This window comes from Candidatus Didemnitutus sp. (genome assembly GCA_019634575.1).
Taxonomy (GTDB): domain Bacteria; phylum Verrucomicrobiota; class Verrucomicrobiia; order Opitutales; family Opitutaceae; genus Didemnitutus.
This window is the reverse complement of the sequence record JAHCAY010000004.1, coordinates 40,001-54,920: the sequence shown is the minus strand read 5'-3', so window position 1 is coordinate 54,920 and position 14,920 is coordinate 40,001. Positions and strand designations below refer to the sequence as shown.

Below are 14,920 nucleotides of genomic sequence, written 5' to 3'. Positions count from 1 at the left end.
GTCAGCGAAGGTCAGCCGCCTCTGCGACGATCAGCGGCCGGCGGTGGAATTCCCCGGGAAATCGGTCCAATTCCGCCTCCGCGAAGAAACCCTCGTCCTCTGCCACGGCGCCGGTGTTGGCACGCTCGCGCAGCGCCGCGGGCGCGTCGCGGAAGACCACCGCCCCCGCGGCGTCGAGCTGCGCGTAGCCGAGCGCAGCGAGGCGCCAGCCGGCGGCGCGGAGCGTGTCACCTGTCCAGCGCAGACGCTGGGCATCGTCGTCGCGCGGGTGCACCGGGCGGGATTTGTCTCCGCCGCGATTTGAGCCGACTTGGAAAACCAGGCGCGGCGTGCGCTCCCGCAAGCGGCGCAGGTAGGCGACGACGTGGTCGGTGTAAGCGGCGTTGTTGTCCGCCACGTGGCGGTCGAAGTCGAAGCCGGCGTGATGCACGACGTTCAACAGTAGCACGGCATCGAACCGCGGCAGGCGCTCCAGGCCGGCGAAGTCGCACGATTGAGAACGGACGGCGACATTTCCGAGGCCGAAGCCGGCGGCCGTGAGTCGGATGAATTCCGCGTGGCGCGGGTTGAGCTCGTAGGCCTCGACACGCCAGTGCGGGAAGGCGTGCGCCAGGTTCAGCGTGAAAAAGCCGGTGTTGGCGCCGATGTCCGCGATCGTGGCCTGCGGCGGCAGACCGAGCCGCGCGGCGAGGTAGTCGTAGCGCGGGGCGTCGCTCCGCCACAGCGAGTGGATCTCCTCCTGATAGCCGAGCGCGCGGGCGACGAACGCCGGCACGCTCTGATAGACCGAGTGCTTGGACTGGTCGTGATAGAGCTCGTGCAGTCGCGCGGCCAGCGTGGCGTCGGGAACGGTGAGGGTGCTCATGGGAACAATTTCAGGTGTGGGCGGCGGGAGCCGGCGGGGCCTTGCCCGGCACCGGATGGACGCCGGCATCACGCGCGGGGCCGCGCCACTCATGGAGGAACTGGCGCCAGGAATCGCGACGCAGGTAGACATCCGCCACGGCGAAGCGCAGGCGTGCGAACCAGCCGCGGGGCGGCTGCGCGCCGTGCCACACCGGAGTGCCTGCCGTGAAGCCGCCAGCCCAGCAATAAGCGCCGCGGCTCCGGATCGGCCGCGGCGGCCGCACCGGAGCGGCATGGCCGAGGTGCTCGTCGATGTAGCCACGGAGCAGCGGCGGGCAGGCGTCGACGCAAAGTTGCAGCGGACCCCACAGACGCGGATTCGCCTCGATCAGGACGCAGGTGCCGTCGGCGCGCTGCCGCAGCTCGAGCATCACGACGCCATGGAATTCCGCGGCACGCAGGGCATCCTCCCATCCGGCGACCTCACGGGCGTCTTCATGCAGGCGCGCGACTCGCGCGAGCAGCACAGACTTGCCACCGGGCTGCTGCGCGAGGTTCTCCTGGGAGAACACCGTCGCGCGGCCGCGCCGCGGCAGATGGAAAAACAGGTAGAGGCTGCGTCCCTCGACCCATTCCTGGAAAAAAAAATGCTCCGGTTGCGTCTCGCGTTCGAAACGCAGCACCTCCTCGCGGGTGCGTAGCAGCCACGGATAGAGCGAGGTGCCGTCAGGGGCCACATTCCAGCGCGGCTTGGCCACGCACGGCAGACGCGACGCATCCGGCAGCTCCTGCGGGACCGGCAGCCCACGCGCGTGGCAAAACGCGGTGAAGGACGCCTTGTCCGTCACGCGCAAGTAGCTCGCCTCGTCCGGCAGCGGCAGCTCGCAGCCGGCGGCCGCAAGTTCGTCGCGGTGGCGCAGCGCCCAGCGGATGAGGTATTCGGAAGCCGGAGCGAGGACGCAGCGCGCCGCGCCGCTCCGATTCCGCGCGGCGGCGGCAGCGGCGGCAAAATCCGCCACCGCGAGGCCACGCCCCGTGCGAGTGAAGACGACCGCCGCGGCGAACCGGGTGCGGAACACTGGATCGTCCGCCGTGCAGGCGACGACCGCCGGGACATGGCCGGCCTCCTCGAGCGCGCGGCAGAAGGCGAGCACCGCGCGGAAATTGTATCCGCTAGGGACGAGAAAGGTCTTCTCAGGATGCAACATGGTCGCCGGCGACGCGGCGCCGTGAGCGCGCCAGCACGTCGAGGATGATGTTCGCCACCCGATGCTGGACAGCGGGAATGACGTCCGCAGAGGTGGGCAGGCACAGCACGCGGCCGGCGATGTCCTCGGCAATGGGGCAGTCGCGCGTGTCGCTGAGATAGGCGAGCCGGTTGAGCGGCGGGAAGAAGTAGCGGCGAGCGCGGATGCCGACGGCGGCGAGGCTGTCGAGCACGGCCTGCGAGCTTGCTGCCGTAGGCAGGATGATCGGGCAGTAGGCGTAGTTATGCCGGAACCCTTCCTCGGGCGGCTTCGGCAGCACGGCCCCGCTCCCGTCCAGCAGCTCGTGATACAGCAGGACCTGCTCGCGCCGCTCGGCGATCAGCGCCTCGACGCGCGGCAGCATGCAGAGGCCCATCGCGGCGTGGAACTCGGAGTTCTTGCCGTTGATGCCCTCGCAGCGGAAATTCTCGCCCCACTGGCCGAAGGAGCGCATGAGCTTCACACGCTCAGCCAGGACGTCGTCATGATTGATCACGACCGCACCGCCCTCGATGGTGTGGAAGATCTTCGTGGCGTGGAAACTCAGGCAGCTCAGGTCGCCGTAGGTCACGAGCGGCCGGCCGTGCAGTTCGCAGCCGAACGTATGCGCCGCGTCGTAGATGAGCTTGAGGCCATGGGCGCGGGCGAAAGCGGCCAGTTCGTCGACGGCGCAGGGGAAGCCGTAGACGTGCGTCGCGAGGATCGCGGTTGTGCGCGGAGTCAGCGCAGCCTCCAGTTTCTTCGGATCGATCGTCAGGTAGCGCGGCTCGATGTCGACGAAGACAGGCTTGCAGCGCTCCCAGAGCAGCGCGCCGCTGGTGGCCACGAAGCTGAACGGGGTGGTTAGGACGTCGCCGTCGACGTTGGCGGCGTGGAGTGCGATCTGGAGCGCAATGGTGCCGTTGCTGACGAACCACACATGGGGCGACTGGAGCCGTTCGCGCAACTGTCCCTCGAGCTGGCGCAGCAGCGGGCCGTTGTTCGTGACGTAGTGCGAGGCCCAGATCTGCTCAAGGTAGGCCACGTAGTCCTGCAGCGGCGGCAGCGCGGGCTTGGTGACGGTGATTTCGGGGAGGGCGACGGAGGACATGATTCAGCGGGGTTGGGCCCGCGACGCGCACCGGAGCGCCGACGATCGGAAAACGATCGGGACGGGTGAGGCGGCAAGGCGGCGGGCGGTAGGTTTCGATGGCATCCGTGCGGGAAGCACCCCATTCAGCAAACCGCGGGCCGTCGACGCGGCAGCGCGCATAAGGTATTGCTAACCTGCAGCTAAAAAAAATTTCCGCGCCACGAAAGCCGTCGCCCAAGAGCGAAGCGTTCGCGATCTCGGCGGCTCCGGCAGTTTTTGCCCCAACGCCGCGCCTGAGTTCGGGCTCCGCGTGGAGCGTGGGCGGCCTCAGTGCGCCGTGAGTTCCGCCGGCGCGCGTTCAGCGCACCACGTCGTCCAGCATTGGCGCAGGGCCGCGGCGAAGCGCCGGGATTGGCCGGCGTGATCGAGCAAGGGCGAGCGTAACAGGTCGGCGCGCAGCCCGGCGCGAATGGTCGCGAGGGCTTGGCGATCGCGCGCCAGCGCCACGGCTTTCGCCACGTAGTCGTCGGCGTCGCGCGCGATCCATTCCTCGTGGCCGACGGCGGTGAGCAGACTCGTGCTCACGCGCGCCGCGTGGCGATCGCCCGCCAGCGTGATCACGGGCACGCCCATCCAAAGCGATTCGCAGGTCGTCGTCGTGCCGCAGTAATGCAGCGTGTCGAGCGAGACATCCATGCGGTGGTAGAGCGCGAGGTGCTCGGCGGTGCTGTCGGTGCGGTCGAGAAATTCGACGCGCTCGATCGGGATGCCGGCTTGGGCGAAACGCGCCGCGAGGCCGTCGCGCGCCGCCGCTTCGCCGAGGCCGCGGCCCTTGAAGAGCATGCGGGCATCCGGCGCTTCGGTCAGGATGCGCGCCCAGAGCCGGAGCGTGGCGTCGGTGACTTTGCCCAGATTATTGAAACAGCCGAAGGTGAACGGCGCATCGGGCGCGGCGAGACTGGGCGCGGGGGCGACGTCGGGCGTGTGATCGGGCGCTTGATAGCACCACGCGGTCGGGGCGAAGCGCACGAGTTGCTCGACGGCGAACGCATCGGCATCACCCACCGGGTCGGCCACGCCGTCGGTGAAGCGATAACGGATCGCCCGCACGCCGGTGGTGTTCGGATAGCCGAGGTAATTGATCTGCACCGGCGCGAGGTGCCGGGCGAACATCGGCAGGCGATTGATGGAGCCGGTGTGTCCGGCGAGATCGATGACGATGTCGGGACGGTCCGCGCGGACGGTTTCTTCGACCACGGTATTCGGTTGCGCGACGATCGAGCGCCATGTGGCGGCCATCGCCTGAAAGCGACGGGATACAGCGTCTTGCCGAAAATGATCGTGATAGAGGTAGAGCTCGAACTGGGCGGGATCGAGATGCCGGAGGAGCGGCTCGAGGAAATAGGCGCACGAGTGGGCGCGCATGTCGGGCGAGATAATCGCCACTCGGAGCCGCCGATCCGGCGAGCGGTCGTGGGCGAAATCCGGAACGGGAAACTCACCGACGCGTTGGCCGAATGCGACGTGACCGCGAAAAACCTCTTCGCGGCTGGCGGTGTCGACGTTGTTCAACGCGAACAGGCGGTAACCGTGCGCATCGAGATTGCGCGGCTCGCGCTCGAGGTAGCGGTCGTAAGCTTCGATGGCTTCGCGGGCGCGGTGCGATTGCTGGAGGACCTGCGCGCGGCCGAAATGCGCCTTGGCGTAAGCAGGATCGACTTGCAGCGCGCGGTCGTGGCAGCGCAACGCCTCGCCCACGCGGCCGTAGAGGCTGAGCGTGAGGCCGTAGTTATACCAGCCGACCGCGTTCTGCGGATTCAGTTTCAGCGACTGCTCGTGGCAATCGACCGCTTCCTTCAGGCGATCCTGGCCTTTGAGACAGTAGGCGAGATTGTCCCACCCTTCCACGAGATCGGGCTTCAGGCGCAGCGCCTCGCGAAATTGCTGCTCGGCGTCCTTCGGCTTCCCCGCGGCCATGAGCGCGAGGCCCAGGCGCATGCGGCAGACCGGGTGCTGGGCGTTGATCGCGGCGGCTTTCGTGAGCAGCTCGACCGCCTCGGCAGCGCGATTCTGCTGCAACGCGATGACGCCCGAGAGGTGGACGGCATCGAAATGACGCGGCAACACGGCGCGGATGCGCGTGTAGAGTGCGACCGCCTCGTGCAGGCGCCCGGCGCGGTGGTGCACGATGGCGTCTTGGAGGAGGCGTTGCAGTTGGACCGGAGGCATGCGCGAAAACGCGAAGCGCCGGCCGGGCATCGGACTCCGGGTCGGTGATTCGCCAAGGGGCACATCGGCGCAGGTAGGCGGAGATTGAGCGAAATCGGGTTCAAGTGCCGGTGCCAGCCGCCGATGAACAGAGCGAGTGAACGCGGGCGGTCCACGCCAGCGCGCATTCGTGACAACAACCCATGTCGCCTCCGTCCACACCGTCTGTTCCCGGTCCTGTCGTGCTCGATGATCAAGAAATTCGGCGCCGCATCAACGCGTGCCCGAAGCTGGCGTCGCTGCAGGCCAACAACGAAGCGCTGAGCGAGCTGGTCAAATCGGACCAGAGTCTCACGTCGCAGATCGCGGAGATCATCCGCCGCGACCCGTCGCTCTCGGCCCGACTGTTGCGCATGGTGAACTCGGTCTATTTCGGTCTCGGCGCGCGCGTGAACAACATCGAGGAGGCGGTGTTCTTCCTCGGTTTGCGTCAAATCCGCGAGCTGTCCGTCGCGACGCCGGTCATCGAGGAACTCGAACGCCTGCAAGGCAACGTGTCCGCTCCCCTGCCTTGGAAGGATCTCTGGGCGCACAGCATCGGCTCGGCGATCCTCACGCGGGAAATCCTCCGCGCCACGCCGCTGTCGATCGACGACGATACGGACTACCTGGTCGGGTTGCTGCACAACATCGGCAAGGTCGTCATGGCCTACGCCTTTCCGGATGAGTTGGTGCAGATTTCCAACACCCCGGCGAAGACGCCGAAAGACATCTGCCGCCTCGAGCGGCAGCTGATCGGCTGGGACCACGCGCAGATCGGCGCGCATTACCTGCAGAAGCACCAAGTCTGCGAGGAAATCGCGATGGCTGTGCGCTATCATTGCGAGCCTGATCGGGCGCCGCGCCACCGGCTGTTCGCCGCCGCGGTGCAAGTGGCGGATCATCTCGTGCGCTATTCCGGCGTTTCCGGTGGGTTCGAGAAAGTCGAGCCCGTGGAGCGCGACAGTTGGCTGCAACTCGAAGGCTGGAACGTGCTTTACGGCGCCGACGGCCCGGAATCGACGCTCGCCCGCGCCTCGATCGAGAACGCACTCCAGCGCCTGCCGGCGATGCTCAGCGGCCTGGTCTGAGGGGTCTGATGGCCTCAAGTTCGCCCGACGTGGGCCGATGACACAACTGCATGTCAGTTGTGATCAGCGATTCCATCGCGGGCGCAGGCGCGTTCCCGCCGCCGGAGGCTTTGCTTGGCGCTTGGGCCGGGAGCGACGCGCTCGTCTATTGTCGTGACTGGGAGGGCCGCATCTTGGCGGCCAACCACGCTTTTGCGCGCAAGTTCGGCTGTCCGCAAATCGATCTCACCGGGCGACCGGTCGCGGCTTGGCTGCATCAGGACGACGCTCCGGCCCTGGCCGCAGCGGACGCGGAGCTGAATCAAGAGCCGCGGCGCGCCTCCTGCGAATCCCGCTGGCTGACCCCGCAGGGCTGGCGCTGGATCGCGTGGGAGGAAAAGGCGATCGGCGAAGGCGACGTCTGGATCGGCGTGCGCTCGGTCGGACACGACATCACCCGCCAACGCGTGGCGGAGGACCAATATTTCAAGCTGTCCCGCGCCGTCGAGCAGTCGCCGGTGGCGATCGCGATCACCGACGCCGACGGCAACGTGCAATACGTGAACGCCAAGTTCACGGAGGCGACGGGCTACACGCTCGAGCGCCTGCTCGACGAGGACGTGCAGGTGTTGCGCGAGGGTCACCCCGACGAGAATTCCTACCAACAATTTTGGGAAACCGTGCGCCGCGGCCAGGAGTGGCGCGGGGAGTTGACGCGCGAAGGTCCGGACGGCCGAAAGGTTTTCGAATCGGTGCAGGTGTGCTGCCTGCGCAGTCCGACCGGTGAAGTCACGAATTTCCTGTGCCTGCGCGAAGACATCACCGGCCGCAAGACGCTAGAGGATCAGCTGCGCCAGGCGCAGAAGATGGAGAGCCTCGGCACGCTCGCAGGCGGCATCGCCCACGACTTCAACAACATCATCGCCGTGATGAACGGCTATGCGGAGTTCGCTTTGCTGAACCCCGGCGATGTGGCGTTGCTCGAGAAATGCATCCGGGAAATCAAGAAGGCCTCGCAGCGCGCGAGTGGATTGGTGCGGCAGATCCTGACTTTCTCGCGCAAGGCGGAAGTGCGTTTCGCGCCGCTCGATTTGAACCAGCTCACGCGCGAGTTGGTGGCGCTGCTTTCGGAGACGTTTCCCCGGAATCTCACCTTCAGTTTCGCACTGGAAGAGAACCTGCCGCCGTTGCTCGCAGACCAGAACCAGTTGCAGCAGGTGATTCTGAATCTCTGCGTGAACGCGCGCGACGCCATGCCGTCGGGCGGATCGATCACCGTCACCACCAGCCGGGTTGAAGGCGCGGCCGTCCCACCGGCGATCGTCGGAGCGCGAGCCTGCGCGTGCCTCGCTATCGCGGATACCGGCACGGGCATGACACCCGAGGTGCGCGCGCGCATTTTCGAACCGTTCTTCACCACCAAAGCGGTCAACCAAGGGACCGGACTCGGTCTCGCGGTCGTCTACGGCATTGTCGCCAGCCACGAAGGCGCAATCGAAGTCGAGAGTGCGCTGGGCAAAGGCAGCACGTTCAAAGTATATCTGCCGCTCGCCGACACTGCCGTGCCTCCGGCGGTCGCCACCAAGGCCAGCGAATTTCCCGGCGGCAGCGAATCCCTGCTCGTGGTCGACGACGAAGCGCCACTGCGCCTCCTGCTCGACGCCGCCCTCTCGCGCAAAGGATACTCGGTCCGCAGCGCCGGCGACGGCTTGGAGGCGATCGAAGTGATCGCCTCGACCGGCGATAAACTGGACGCCGTGCTCCTCGATTTGAACATGCCGGGCGCCAACGGCCTCGAAGTCTACCGCGTGATCCGCGCCACCAATCCCAAACTGAAAGTTCTGGTGCTCACCGGACATCTCACGCCCGAGACGCGCACGGAATTCGAGCGCATGGGCGCGCGGCACTTTGTGAAGAAGCCCTACACCCTCGAAGAACTCGGCCGCGCGCTGCGCGCCGTCCTGGACGGAAAAGAACCGAGATATTGACCGCGGGGCACAGGAGATTTGACCGGCTCCGGACGATGCAAAAGCGCTACAGATTCAACCCCCGGAGCCGATGCAAGAATACGGCGAATCAGACCGATCCATCACCATGGACCGTTGTTGCACAACAAATGAATCAAAGCGCATACCCGCCTCGAGCGGCGAGCGTGCATTGGGCGGGAGTCCGCCTGGTGCTCACGCTTTTGCCGGTCGTGGCGACCTCCGCACCGTCTGTCGCCCCCGAACTTTCATCCGATGCGATGAGCCGACCCTATTTGTCGGCCATCGGATCCCCTGCCCTCCGGTTTGGCGAAGCGATCCCGCCCCCGGACCTCTCGGTCCGGCCACCCGCGGGACCGCCCCCGCAACCAGCCGAGGAGCACGTCGCGCCGACGCCCGAAGTCGTCAAACAGGACGTCACGGTGACGGCACCCGCGGCCAGCACACCGGTGGAAATCGGCACACCCGATCCAGCGTCACGCACCGCGCCGGCCAAGACACCCGCCGCGATCCTGCCTGACGACACCCGCCCCAAAGTGCGCGCCGAAGACTTCCTGCCCTTCTTCCAATTCCCCGGCAACACGCCGGCGAACGGAGACGTCACGGTCGTCGCTCCGGTGCCCTCCGCACCGACCGCCGCGCCGCTCCCCGCGAGTTCCGCCACGTATCGGCAGCAATGATCCGCCCGCTTCATATCCTTCCCGGCGCCCGTATTCTCACGGTGCTTTTTCTCGCCGCTGTCATTCTCCTCACCGCACGCGGTTCGGAGAACGCTGCCGCCAGCGAGAAGCCGCCCGCCGGGACTGCGGAGGAACACGAGACCAGTGCCCCCGCACTCTCCGCCGAAGCGCGCGGACTGCTGAAACTCGGCGCGAGCCTGACCGAGCGCGGCGACTACGCCGCCGCCGAAATCGCTTACCGGCAGATCCTGTTTTCCGGCACATTCAAGAAACCGGAACAACAGGAAGCGCTGATCGGCATGGCCCGCTGCTATCGGAAGCAAGGCACCTATACGAAAGCCGCCGCGATCTACGAAAAGTATCTGAAGGAATTTCCCGAAGACGGCCGCGTGCCCGATGTCTTGCTCGATCTGGGCCGGACGCTGCGCGCCATGGGAGCCTACAAGCTCGCGATCGCACGCTTCTACAGCGTGTTGAACTCGACGTTGAAGCTGCCGGCCGACGCGTTCGACCACTACCAGCTGCTCGCCAAGACCGCGCAGTTCGAGATCGCCGAGACGCATTTCGAATCCGGCAACTTCGTGGACGCGGGGAAATTTTTCTCCCGCCTCCGCCTGCTCGATCTGGCACCGGCCGACCGCGCCCGGGCGCACTTCAAATCCGCCTACGCACTGCAACTCGCGGGAGAGACCGACGCGGCGATCGCCACGTTGCGAACCTACCTCGAACAGTGGCCGCATGACGAAAACGTTCCGGAAGCGAGATTCCTGCTCGCCACGACATTGAGAAAGATCGGCCGCAACGACGAGGCCCTCGCCGAAACGTTTGCCCTTTTGCGCGGCGAGAAAACGCAATCCGAAGCCGAGCCGAAACGCTGGGCCTACTGGCAGCGCCGCACTGGCAACCAACTCGCCAACGAATTCTTTCACGCCGGAGACACCCCACACGCGCTCGCCATCTACCAAGGTTTGTCCGCCCTCTCGAACGAGCCGAGCTGGCAGCTGCCGGTGCTCTACCAAGTCGCGCTTTGTCAGGAACAATTGCGCGCCATCGATCGAGCGCGCGAAACCTACCAGAACATCGTCTCGACGGTCGCAAAGGCCGGCAATACTTCCGCAGAGCTGAACGAACTCGCCAAAATGGCCGCGTGGCGCATAAACAACATGACCTGGCAGGACCAAGCCGATCGAAAGCTCAATTCCGCGTTTTCGACGACCACCGGCCAAACGCCACCACCAACCGCGACGAGTCATGACGCCCCTGGAAGCGCTACAGCAGCACCTGCAACTCTGTGAGGAAATCCACGCCCTCGCGCTCGAAGAAAATCGGTTTTTGCAGCAGAATCAGCGCCCGCCAGATGCACCGTTGCTCGAGCGCAAGCGCGCTCTCCTGGCCCGCCTCGACGAGACGTTAGCCGCACTGCGAGCGGCCACCCTCGAAGGCAGCAATCATCCCGCGCAACGCCAGGCGCTGGAGAAGACGCGAGCGCGAATCCTTCAGGTGTTGCAGCTCGAGAAGGAGAACGAGCAACTGTTGTTGCGATTCAGTCTTTCTGGGACGCGCCCGCCGGCGCCCACCACCCTGCCCGCCGGAATGCTGCAGAAGATTTACCAACGGCACTCGTAGGGGATTTTCTTCTTAACGGCGCAAGTTTCACCGATTTTTGCCGATGGGAAAGAGCGTGAGCGCGCTCAGCCCCACTTCAGTGTCTGCTCGGACGACTCCAGAGGACATCGTCCGACAGTTGACACATCTCCCCTCGGCACCGCGCGTGCTGCCCAAGCTGAAGCGCTTGCTGAGCGATAGTAACTCATCCTTGCACGAAGTCGTGGATCTTGTGCGACTCGACCCCGGAATCGCGGCGCGCGTGCTACAGATCGGAAATTCCGCCTACTACAACCAAGGCTTGCGCTGCTACACGGTGGACGAAGCCGTGCACCGCGTCGGCTACGAGCAGATCTACCAACTGGTGTCGAATGCCGTCGCATCCGAAGTCTTGGTGCGCCCGCTTGTCGTCTATCAGGTGGAGGCCGACGGGTTGTGGGAGAATGCCATCGCTTGCGCCATCGCCGCAGAAATGATCGCCGCGGGGCTGAATATCGACCGAGATATAGCCTACACCATCGGACTCCTGCACCAAGTCGGCATGGTTGCCGTGAACGAATGGCTGGAGCGCTCGATGCCTCAGCTGCGTTTCACCCGCGGAGCATTGCCGCTGGAGACATGCGAAGAGGAGCGGCGACTTCTGGGCTTTCACAACGGGGAAGCGGGAGCGGCGTTGCTGAGGCTGTGGGATTTTCCGGCCGTGATGTCGGAGCCGGTCCGCTGGCAATATCTGCCTGCCGCAACCGCCGCACACGGACAACTGGCATCGCTCCTCAATCTCGCGAAATGGATTCGCACCGTAGCGATCGAGGGTGACGGAGCGCGGCCACCGGATGAGCGATTACTACGCAAGGTGGCAATCAACACGAGCCGCGCGAAGCAATTGGTGGAGGCAGTCCGCGCGGAGCTCGGTAGAATTCGGGCAATTTTAGGAGCCGCGGAGAGCGAGCGCCACGTGATGGGATTCCCGTCGGGCATGCGCGAGGTGGTTGCCGTTAGAGACTGACCTGCCCCCGAAGCTGGAGTGCTAAAACGAGAAAGCCGGAGTGGTTGAGGTTGGTTTACTGACGAGGGTTTCGACTGCAAGTGGAGAGTTGGTCAGGTCTACAGGAGCCCCCATGGGGCTCGCGCGATTTTCGCGGCAAACTAGGCCGGGGTCAGATCCGCGAGCGCGCTGTGTGGTCGTTGGTGGTTGTAGTCTTCGCGGAACGCTTCGAGCAGATCACGCGCATGGCTGAACGAAAGGAACTCGGTTTCGTTGAGGCATTCGTCGCGGAGCTTGCCGTTGAAGCTTTCGATGTAGCCATTCTGGGGCGGCTTTCCCGGCGTGATGAAGCGATGGTGCACTTGCCGGTCATGTGCCCAGCGCTCGAGCGCCAGGCCGGCAAACTCCGGCCCGTTGTCGGTGAGGAAGCTGCTGGGCTGGCCGCGCAGCTCGGTCAGGTAATCAAGCACGCGTGTCACCCGCGCCCGGACAAGGAGGTATCGAGCTCGATCCACAGGCACTCGCGGGTGTAATCATCATGCACGGTGAGCAGACGCAACGAGCGGCCGCCAGCCAGCCGGTCATGGACGAAGTCCAGGCTCCAGCGTTCGTTCGGTCGTTGTGGCACGCCGACCGCTTCGACGCCACGGACCAGCCGCTGCTTGCGCCGGCGGCGCTGCCGCACCTGCAGCCCTTCTGCGCGGTAGAGCCGATACACCCGTTATGGTTATCGGCCGATGCCTTCCCGGCGCAGCAACACCAGCATCCATCGGTAGCCCCAGCGTCGGCGCACCGCCGCATGACGCCGCAGGGCGGTTCGCACTGGCTCTTCATCACGTCGGCCGTGTGACTGGTAGTAGTAGCTGCTCACGGCCAAGTGCAGTAGCCCACACGCTCTGGTGCCGCTCACCGGATAACTTTCCTGCAGGTAATCCACGGCGGCGCGACAAGCGGCGGGCTCTACCAGTTTTTTGAGTTCACGTCCTTGAGCATCCGCATGTCCAAGGTCAGATCTGCCACGATCTTCTTCAGCTCCGTGTTTTCCCGTTCCAATTGCTTCAAGCGGTGCAACTGACTCGGATCCAGGCCGCCGTAGCGGCTCTTCCACCGATAGAACGTGCCGCTGGAGATCGCGTGCTGGCGCAAAAGATCGGGCAACGGCCTGCCCGTCGCGGCTTCCTTCAAAATCCCGAGGATCTGCTCCTCGGTATGGTGCTTCCTCATGTCGGGTGAGGTCCATATTCACCCGACTTTCTCGCTCACGCCACTCCAGTTTCAGGGGGCAGGTCAGTCACAACCCATAACAAACTCCCCGACTGACTCTCCGGGTGGTTCGAAAACTTGAGGTCGGTCACCGCTTGGCACCCGAGTGGGATCACGTGTAGCGGTATTGAGAAGTCTTGGAAAAGAAAAGGCCCGAGCGCTGTTTTCAGCGCTCGGGCCATAAACCTGGCAACGACCTACTCTCGCGGGACCTAACGTCCTACTACCATTGGCTGCTCGGGGCTTAACGGCCGTGTTCGGGATGGGAACGGGTGGAACCCCCGGCATCTGGTCACCAGGAAGGGAAACTCACGGCAGAGCCGGAGTAATCGATAAAGTTCAGAAGAAATATTCTGTAAGGAGGTGAAATAAACGCCTAGAAACTGGGTCTACATAAACCGGCAAGGTCATTAGTAGCAGTAAACTAAACACATTGCTGCGCTTGCATTTCTGCCCTATCAACCGGGTGGTCTACCCGGACCTTGCACCGTCTTGCGACGGATTGAGATCTTATCTTGGGATGAGCTTGGCGCTTAGATGCTTTCAGCGCTTATCTCTTCCGCACATAGCTACCCGGCGCTGCCACTGACGTGACAACCGGAACACCAGAGGTGCGTCATTCTCGGTCCTCTCGTACTAGAGAATGAACCCCTCAAATCTCAAACGCCCACAGCGGATAGAGGACCGAACTGTCTCACGACGTTCTGAACCCAGCTCGCGTACCACTTTAACCGGCGAACAGCCGGACCCTTGGGACCTTCTCCAGCCCCAGGATGTGATGAGCCGACATCGAGGTGCCAAACCGCGCCGTCGCTGTGAACGCTTGGGCGCGATCAGCCTGTTATCCCTAGCGTACCTTTTGTCCTATGAGCGATGGCGATTCCACATTCAACCACCGGATCACTTGAACCTGCTTTCGCAACTGCTCGACTTGTTGGTCTCACAGTAAAGCTCCCTTATACTCATGCGCTCTATGGCCCGATTACCAACCGGGCTGAGGGAACCTTCGTAATCCTCCGTTACTTTTTGGGAGGATTCCGCCCCAGAAAAACTGACCTGCTATCACTGTCCCACGCCCGGATTACGGGTCGAGGTTAGACGCCTAACAATAAAAAACTGGTATTTCATATTTTGACTCGGCCCCTCCCTGGAGAGGGGCTTCACAGTCTCCCAGCTATGCTACGTATTTAAAATCAAGCGACAATAACAGCTTACAGTAAAGGTGCATAGGGTCTTTCCGTCCTGCTGCGGGTAGGCGGCATCTTCACCGCCACTACAATTTCACTGGGCCTCTCTCCGAGACAGTTATCAACTCGTTACACGATTCGTGCGGGTCGGAACTTACCCGACAAGGAATTTCGCTACCTTAGGACCGTTATAGTTACGGCCGACATTCACGGGGGCTTAGACGCTGAGCTTGCACCCAACGCTTTCACCTTTCCGCATTGGTCACGTGTCACTCCCTATACGTCGTCTTGCGACTTAGCAGAGAGCTGTGTTTTTGCTAAACAGTCGGTTGATACTCTTATCTGCGGCCCCTCGCGGGGCATCCCTTATAGCTAACATACGGGATCAATTTGCCGAGTTCCTTAGAGAGATTTAACCCACGCGCCTTAGAATACTCATCTATTCCACCTGTGTCGGTTTACGGTACGGGCACCCTATCGAATAGTCGCGAACCTTTTCCCGGAAGCGGAGCATCACACAAATTGCCTCGGCCGTAGCCTTAGCTTTTCATCGCTTTTCAGATACACCCGGTATTTTATCCCCAGGCAACCTACGAGCTTGAACGGGAATCAGCGCCCCGCTCATGTTAGCTTTCTCCGTCAGTCCTCGACATCGAACTCAAATAAGGTGGTGCCGGAATATTGAACCGGCTGTGCATCGACTACTCCTTACGGCCTCGTCTTAGCTCCCGAC

The 14,920-nt window shown here is 63.8% G+C and carries 10 protein-coding genes, 2 rRNA genes and 1 pseudogene (1 of these 13 only partly in view); 6 read left to right on the top strand and 7 right to left on the bottom strand.

The window, feature by feature from the left end; all coding sequences use genetic code 11:
* Position 1 precedes the first annotated feature (1 nt).
* The 4 genes from KF715_20275 to KF715_20260 form a co-directional block, all read right to left on the bottom strand.
* A complete protein-coding gene (locus KF715_20275; protein ID MBX3739035.1) occupies positions 2-865 on the bottom strand; it encodes a hypothetical protein in 864 nt (287 codons plus the stop codon).
* A gap of 10 nt (positions 866-875) precedes the next feature.
* The gene (locus tag KF715_20270) at positions 876-2,054 is read right to left on the bottom strand and encodes a hypothetical protein (protein MBX3739034.1); all 1,179 of its coding nucleotides are present in this window, start codon (positions 2,052-2,054) and stop codon (positions 876-878) included.
* Positions 2,041-3,183, bottom strand: coding sequence for a DegT/DnrJ/EryC1/StrS family aminotransferase (locus tag KF715_20265; GenBank protein MBX3739033.1), 1,143 nt, complete (start codon positions 3,181-3,183; stop codon positions 2,041-2,043). The genes KF715_20270 and KF715_20265 overlap by 14 nt, the downstream gene beginning before the upstream one ends.
* Before the next feature lie 309 nt (positions 3,184-3,492).
* Positions 3,493-5,394: a tetratricopeptide repeat protein gene (locus tag KF715_20260; protein MBX3739032.1), complete on the bottom strand. Its 1,902-nt coding sequence runs from the start codon at positions 5,392-5,394 to the stop codon at positions 3,493-3,495.
* A 182-nt stretch (positions 5,395-5,576) separates the two neighbouring features.
* Here KF715_20260 and KF715_20255 point away from each other — a divergent pair, with 182 nt between their 5' ends.
* From KF715_20255 to KF715_20230, 6 genes are all read left to right on the top strand, one after another.
* Entirely contained in the window at positions 5,577-6,503 is a 927-nt protein-coding gene (locus KF715_20255; protein MBX3739031.1) for an HDOD domain-containing protein, read from the top strand.
* 50 nt (positions 6,504-6,553) lie between these two features.
* Positions 6,554-8,470, top strand: a complete 1,917-nt coding sequence (locus tag KF715_20250; protein ID MBX3739030.1) for a PAS domain S-box protein — start codon at positions 6,554-6,556, stop codon at positions 8,468-8,470.
* A 257-nt stretch (positions 8,471-8,727) separates the two neighbouring features.
* On the top strand, positions 8,728-9,147 hold the full coding sequence (locus KF715_20245; GenBank protein ID MBX3739029.1) for a hypothetical protein: 420 nt from the start codon (positions 8,728-8,730) through the stop codon (positions 9,145-9,147).
* On the top strand, positions 9,144-10,442 hold the full coding sequence (locus tag KF715_20240; GenBank protein MBX3739028.1) for a tetratricopeptide repeat protein: 1,299 nt from the start codon (positions 9,144-9,146) through the stop codon (positions 10,440-10,442). The genes KF715_20245 and KF715_20240 overlap by 4 nt, the downstream gene beginning before the upstream one ends.
* Positions 10,399-10,773 carry a hypothetical protein gene (locus KF715_20235; GenBank protein MBX3739027.1) on the top strand — a complete coding sequence of 125 codons (375 nt, stop codon included), beginning with the start codon at positions 10,399-10,401 and terminating at the stop codon, positions 10,771-10,773. The genes KF715_20240 and KF715_20235 overlap by 44 nt, the downstream gene beginning before the upstream one ends.
* 145 nt (positions 10,774-10,918) lie before the next feature.
* Positions 10,919-11,758, top strand: coding sequence for an HDOD domain-containing protein (locus KF715_20230; GenBank protein MBX3739026.1), 840 nt, complete (start codon positions 10,919-10,921; stop codon positions 11,756-11,758).
* Between the two features lie 140 nt (positions 11,759-11,898).
* Here KF715_20230 and KF715_20225 read toward each other — a convergent pair.
* The 3 genes and pseudogenes from KF715_20225 to KF715_20215 form a co-directional block, all read right to left on the bottom strand.
* Positions 11,899-12,961, bottom strand: a pseudogene (locus KF715_20225) (IS3 family transposase).
* A 223-nt stretch (positions 12,962-13,184) separates the two neighbouring features.
* Positions 13,185-13,300 (bottom strand): 5S ribosomal RNA (gene rrf / locus KF715_20220).
* An 89-nt stretch (positions 13,301-13,389) separates the two neighbouring features.
* Positions 13,390-14,920 (bottom strand): 23S ribosomal RNA (locus KF715_20215) (it continues 1,379 nt past the right edge of the window).

Excerpts from the sequence above, each read along its gene's own strand:
- KF715_20270 (MBX3739034.1), bottom strand. The coding sequence starts at position 2,054 with ATGTTGCATCCTGAGAAGACCTTTCTCGTCCCTAGCGGATACAATTTC.
- KF715_20260 (MBX3739032.1), bottom strand. The coding sequence starts at position 5,394 with ATGCCTCCGGTCCAACTGCAACGCCTCCTCCAAGACGCCATCGTGCAC.
- KF715_20235 (MBX3739027.1), top strand. The coding sequence starts at position 10,399 with ATGACGCCCCTGGAAGCGCTACAGCAGCACCTGCAACTCTGTGAGGAA.
- KF715_20240 (MBX3739028.1), top strand. The coding sequence starts at position 9,144 with ATGATCCGCCCGCTTCATATCCTTCCCGGCGCCCGTATTCTCACGGTG.
- KF715_20265 (MBX3739033.1), bottom strand. The coding sequence starts at position 3,183 with ATGTCCTCCGTCGCCCTCCCCGAAATCACCGTCACCAAGCCCGCGCTG.
- KF715_20275 (MBX3739035.1), bottom strand. The coding sequence starts at position 865 with ATGAGCACCCTCACCGTTCCCGACGCCACGCTGGCCGCGCGACTGCAC.
- KF715_20250 (MBX3739030.1), top strand. The coding sequence starts at position 6,554 with ATGTCAGTTGTGATCAGCGATTCCATCGCGGGCGCAGGCGCGTTCCCG.
- KF715_20255 (MBX3739031.1), top strand. The coding sequence starts at position 5,577 with ATGTCGCCTCCGTCCACACCGTCTGTTCCCGGTCCTGTCGTGCTCGAT.
- KF715_20245 (MBX3739029.1), top strand. The coding sequence starts at position 8,728 with ATGAGCCGACCCTATTTGTCGGCCATCGGATCCCCTGCCCTCCGGTTT.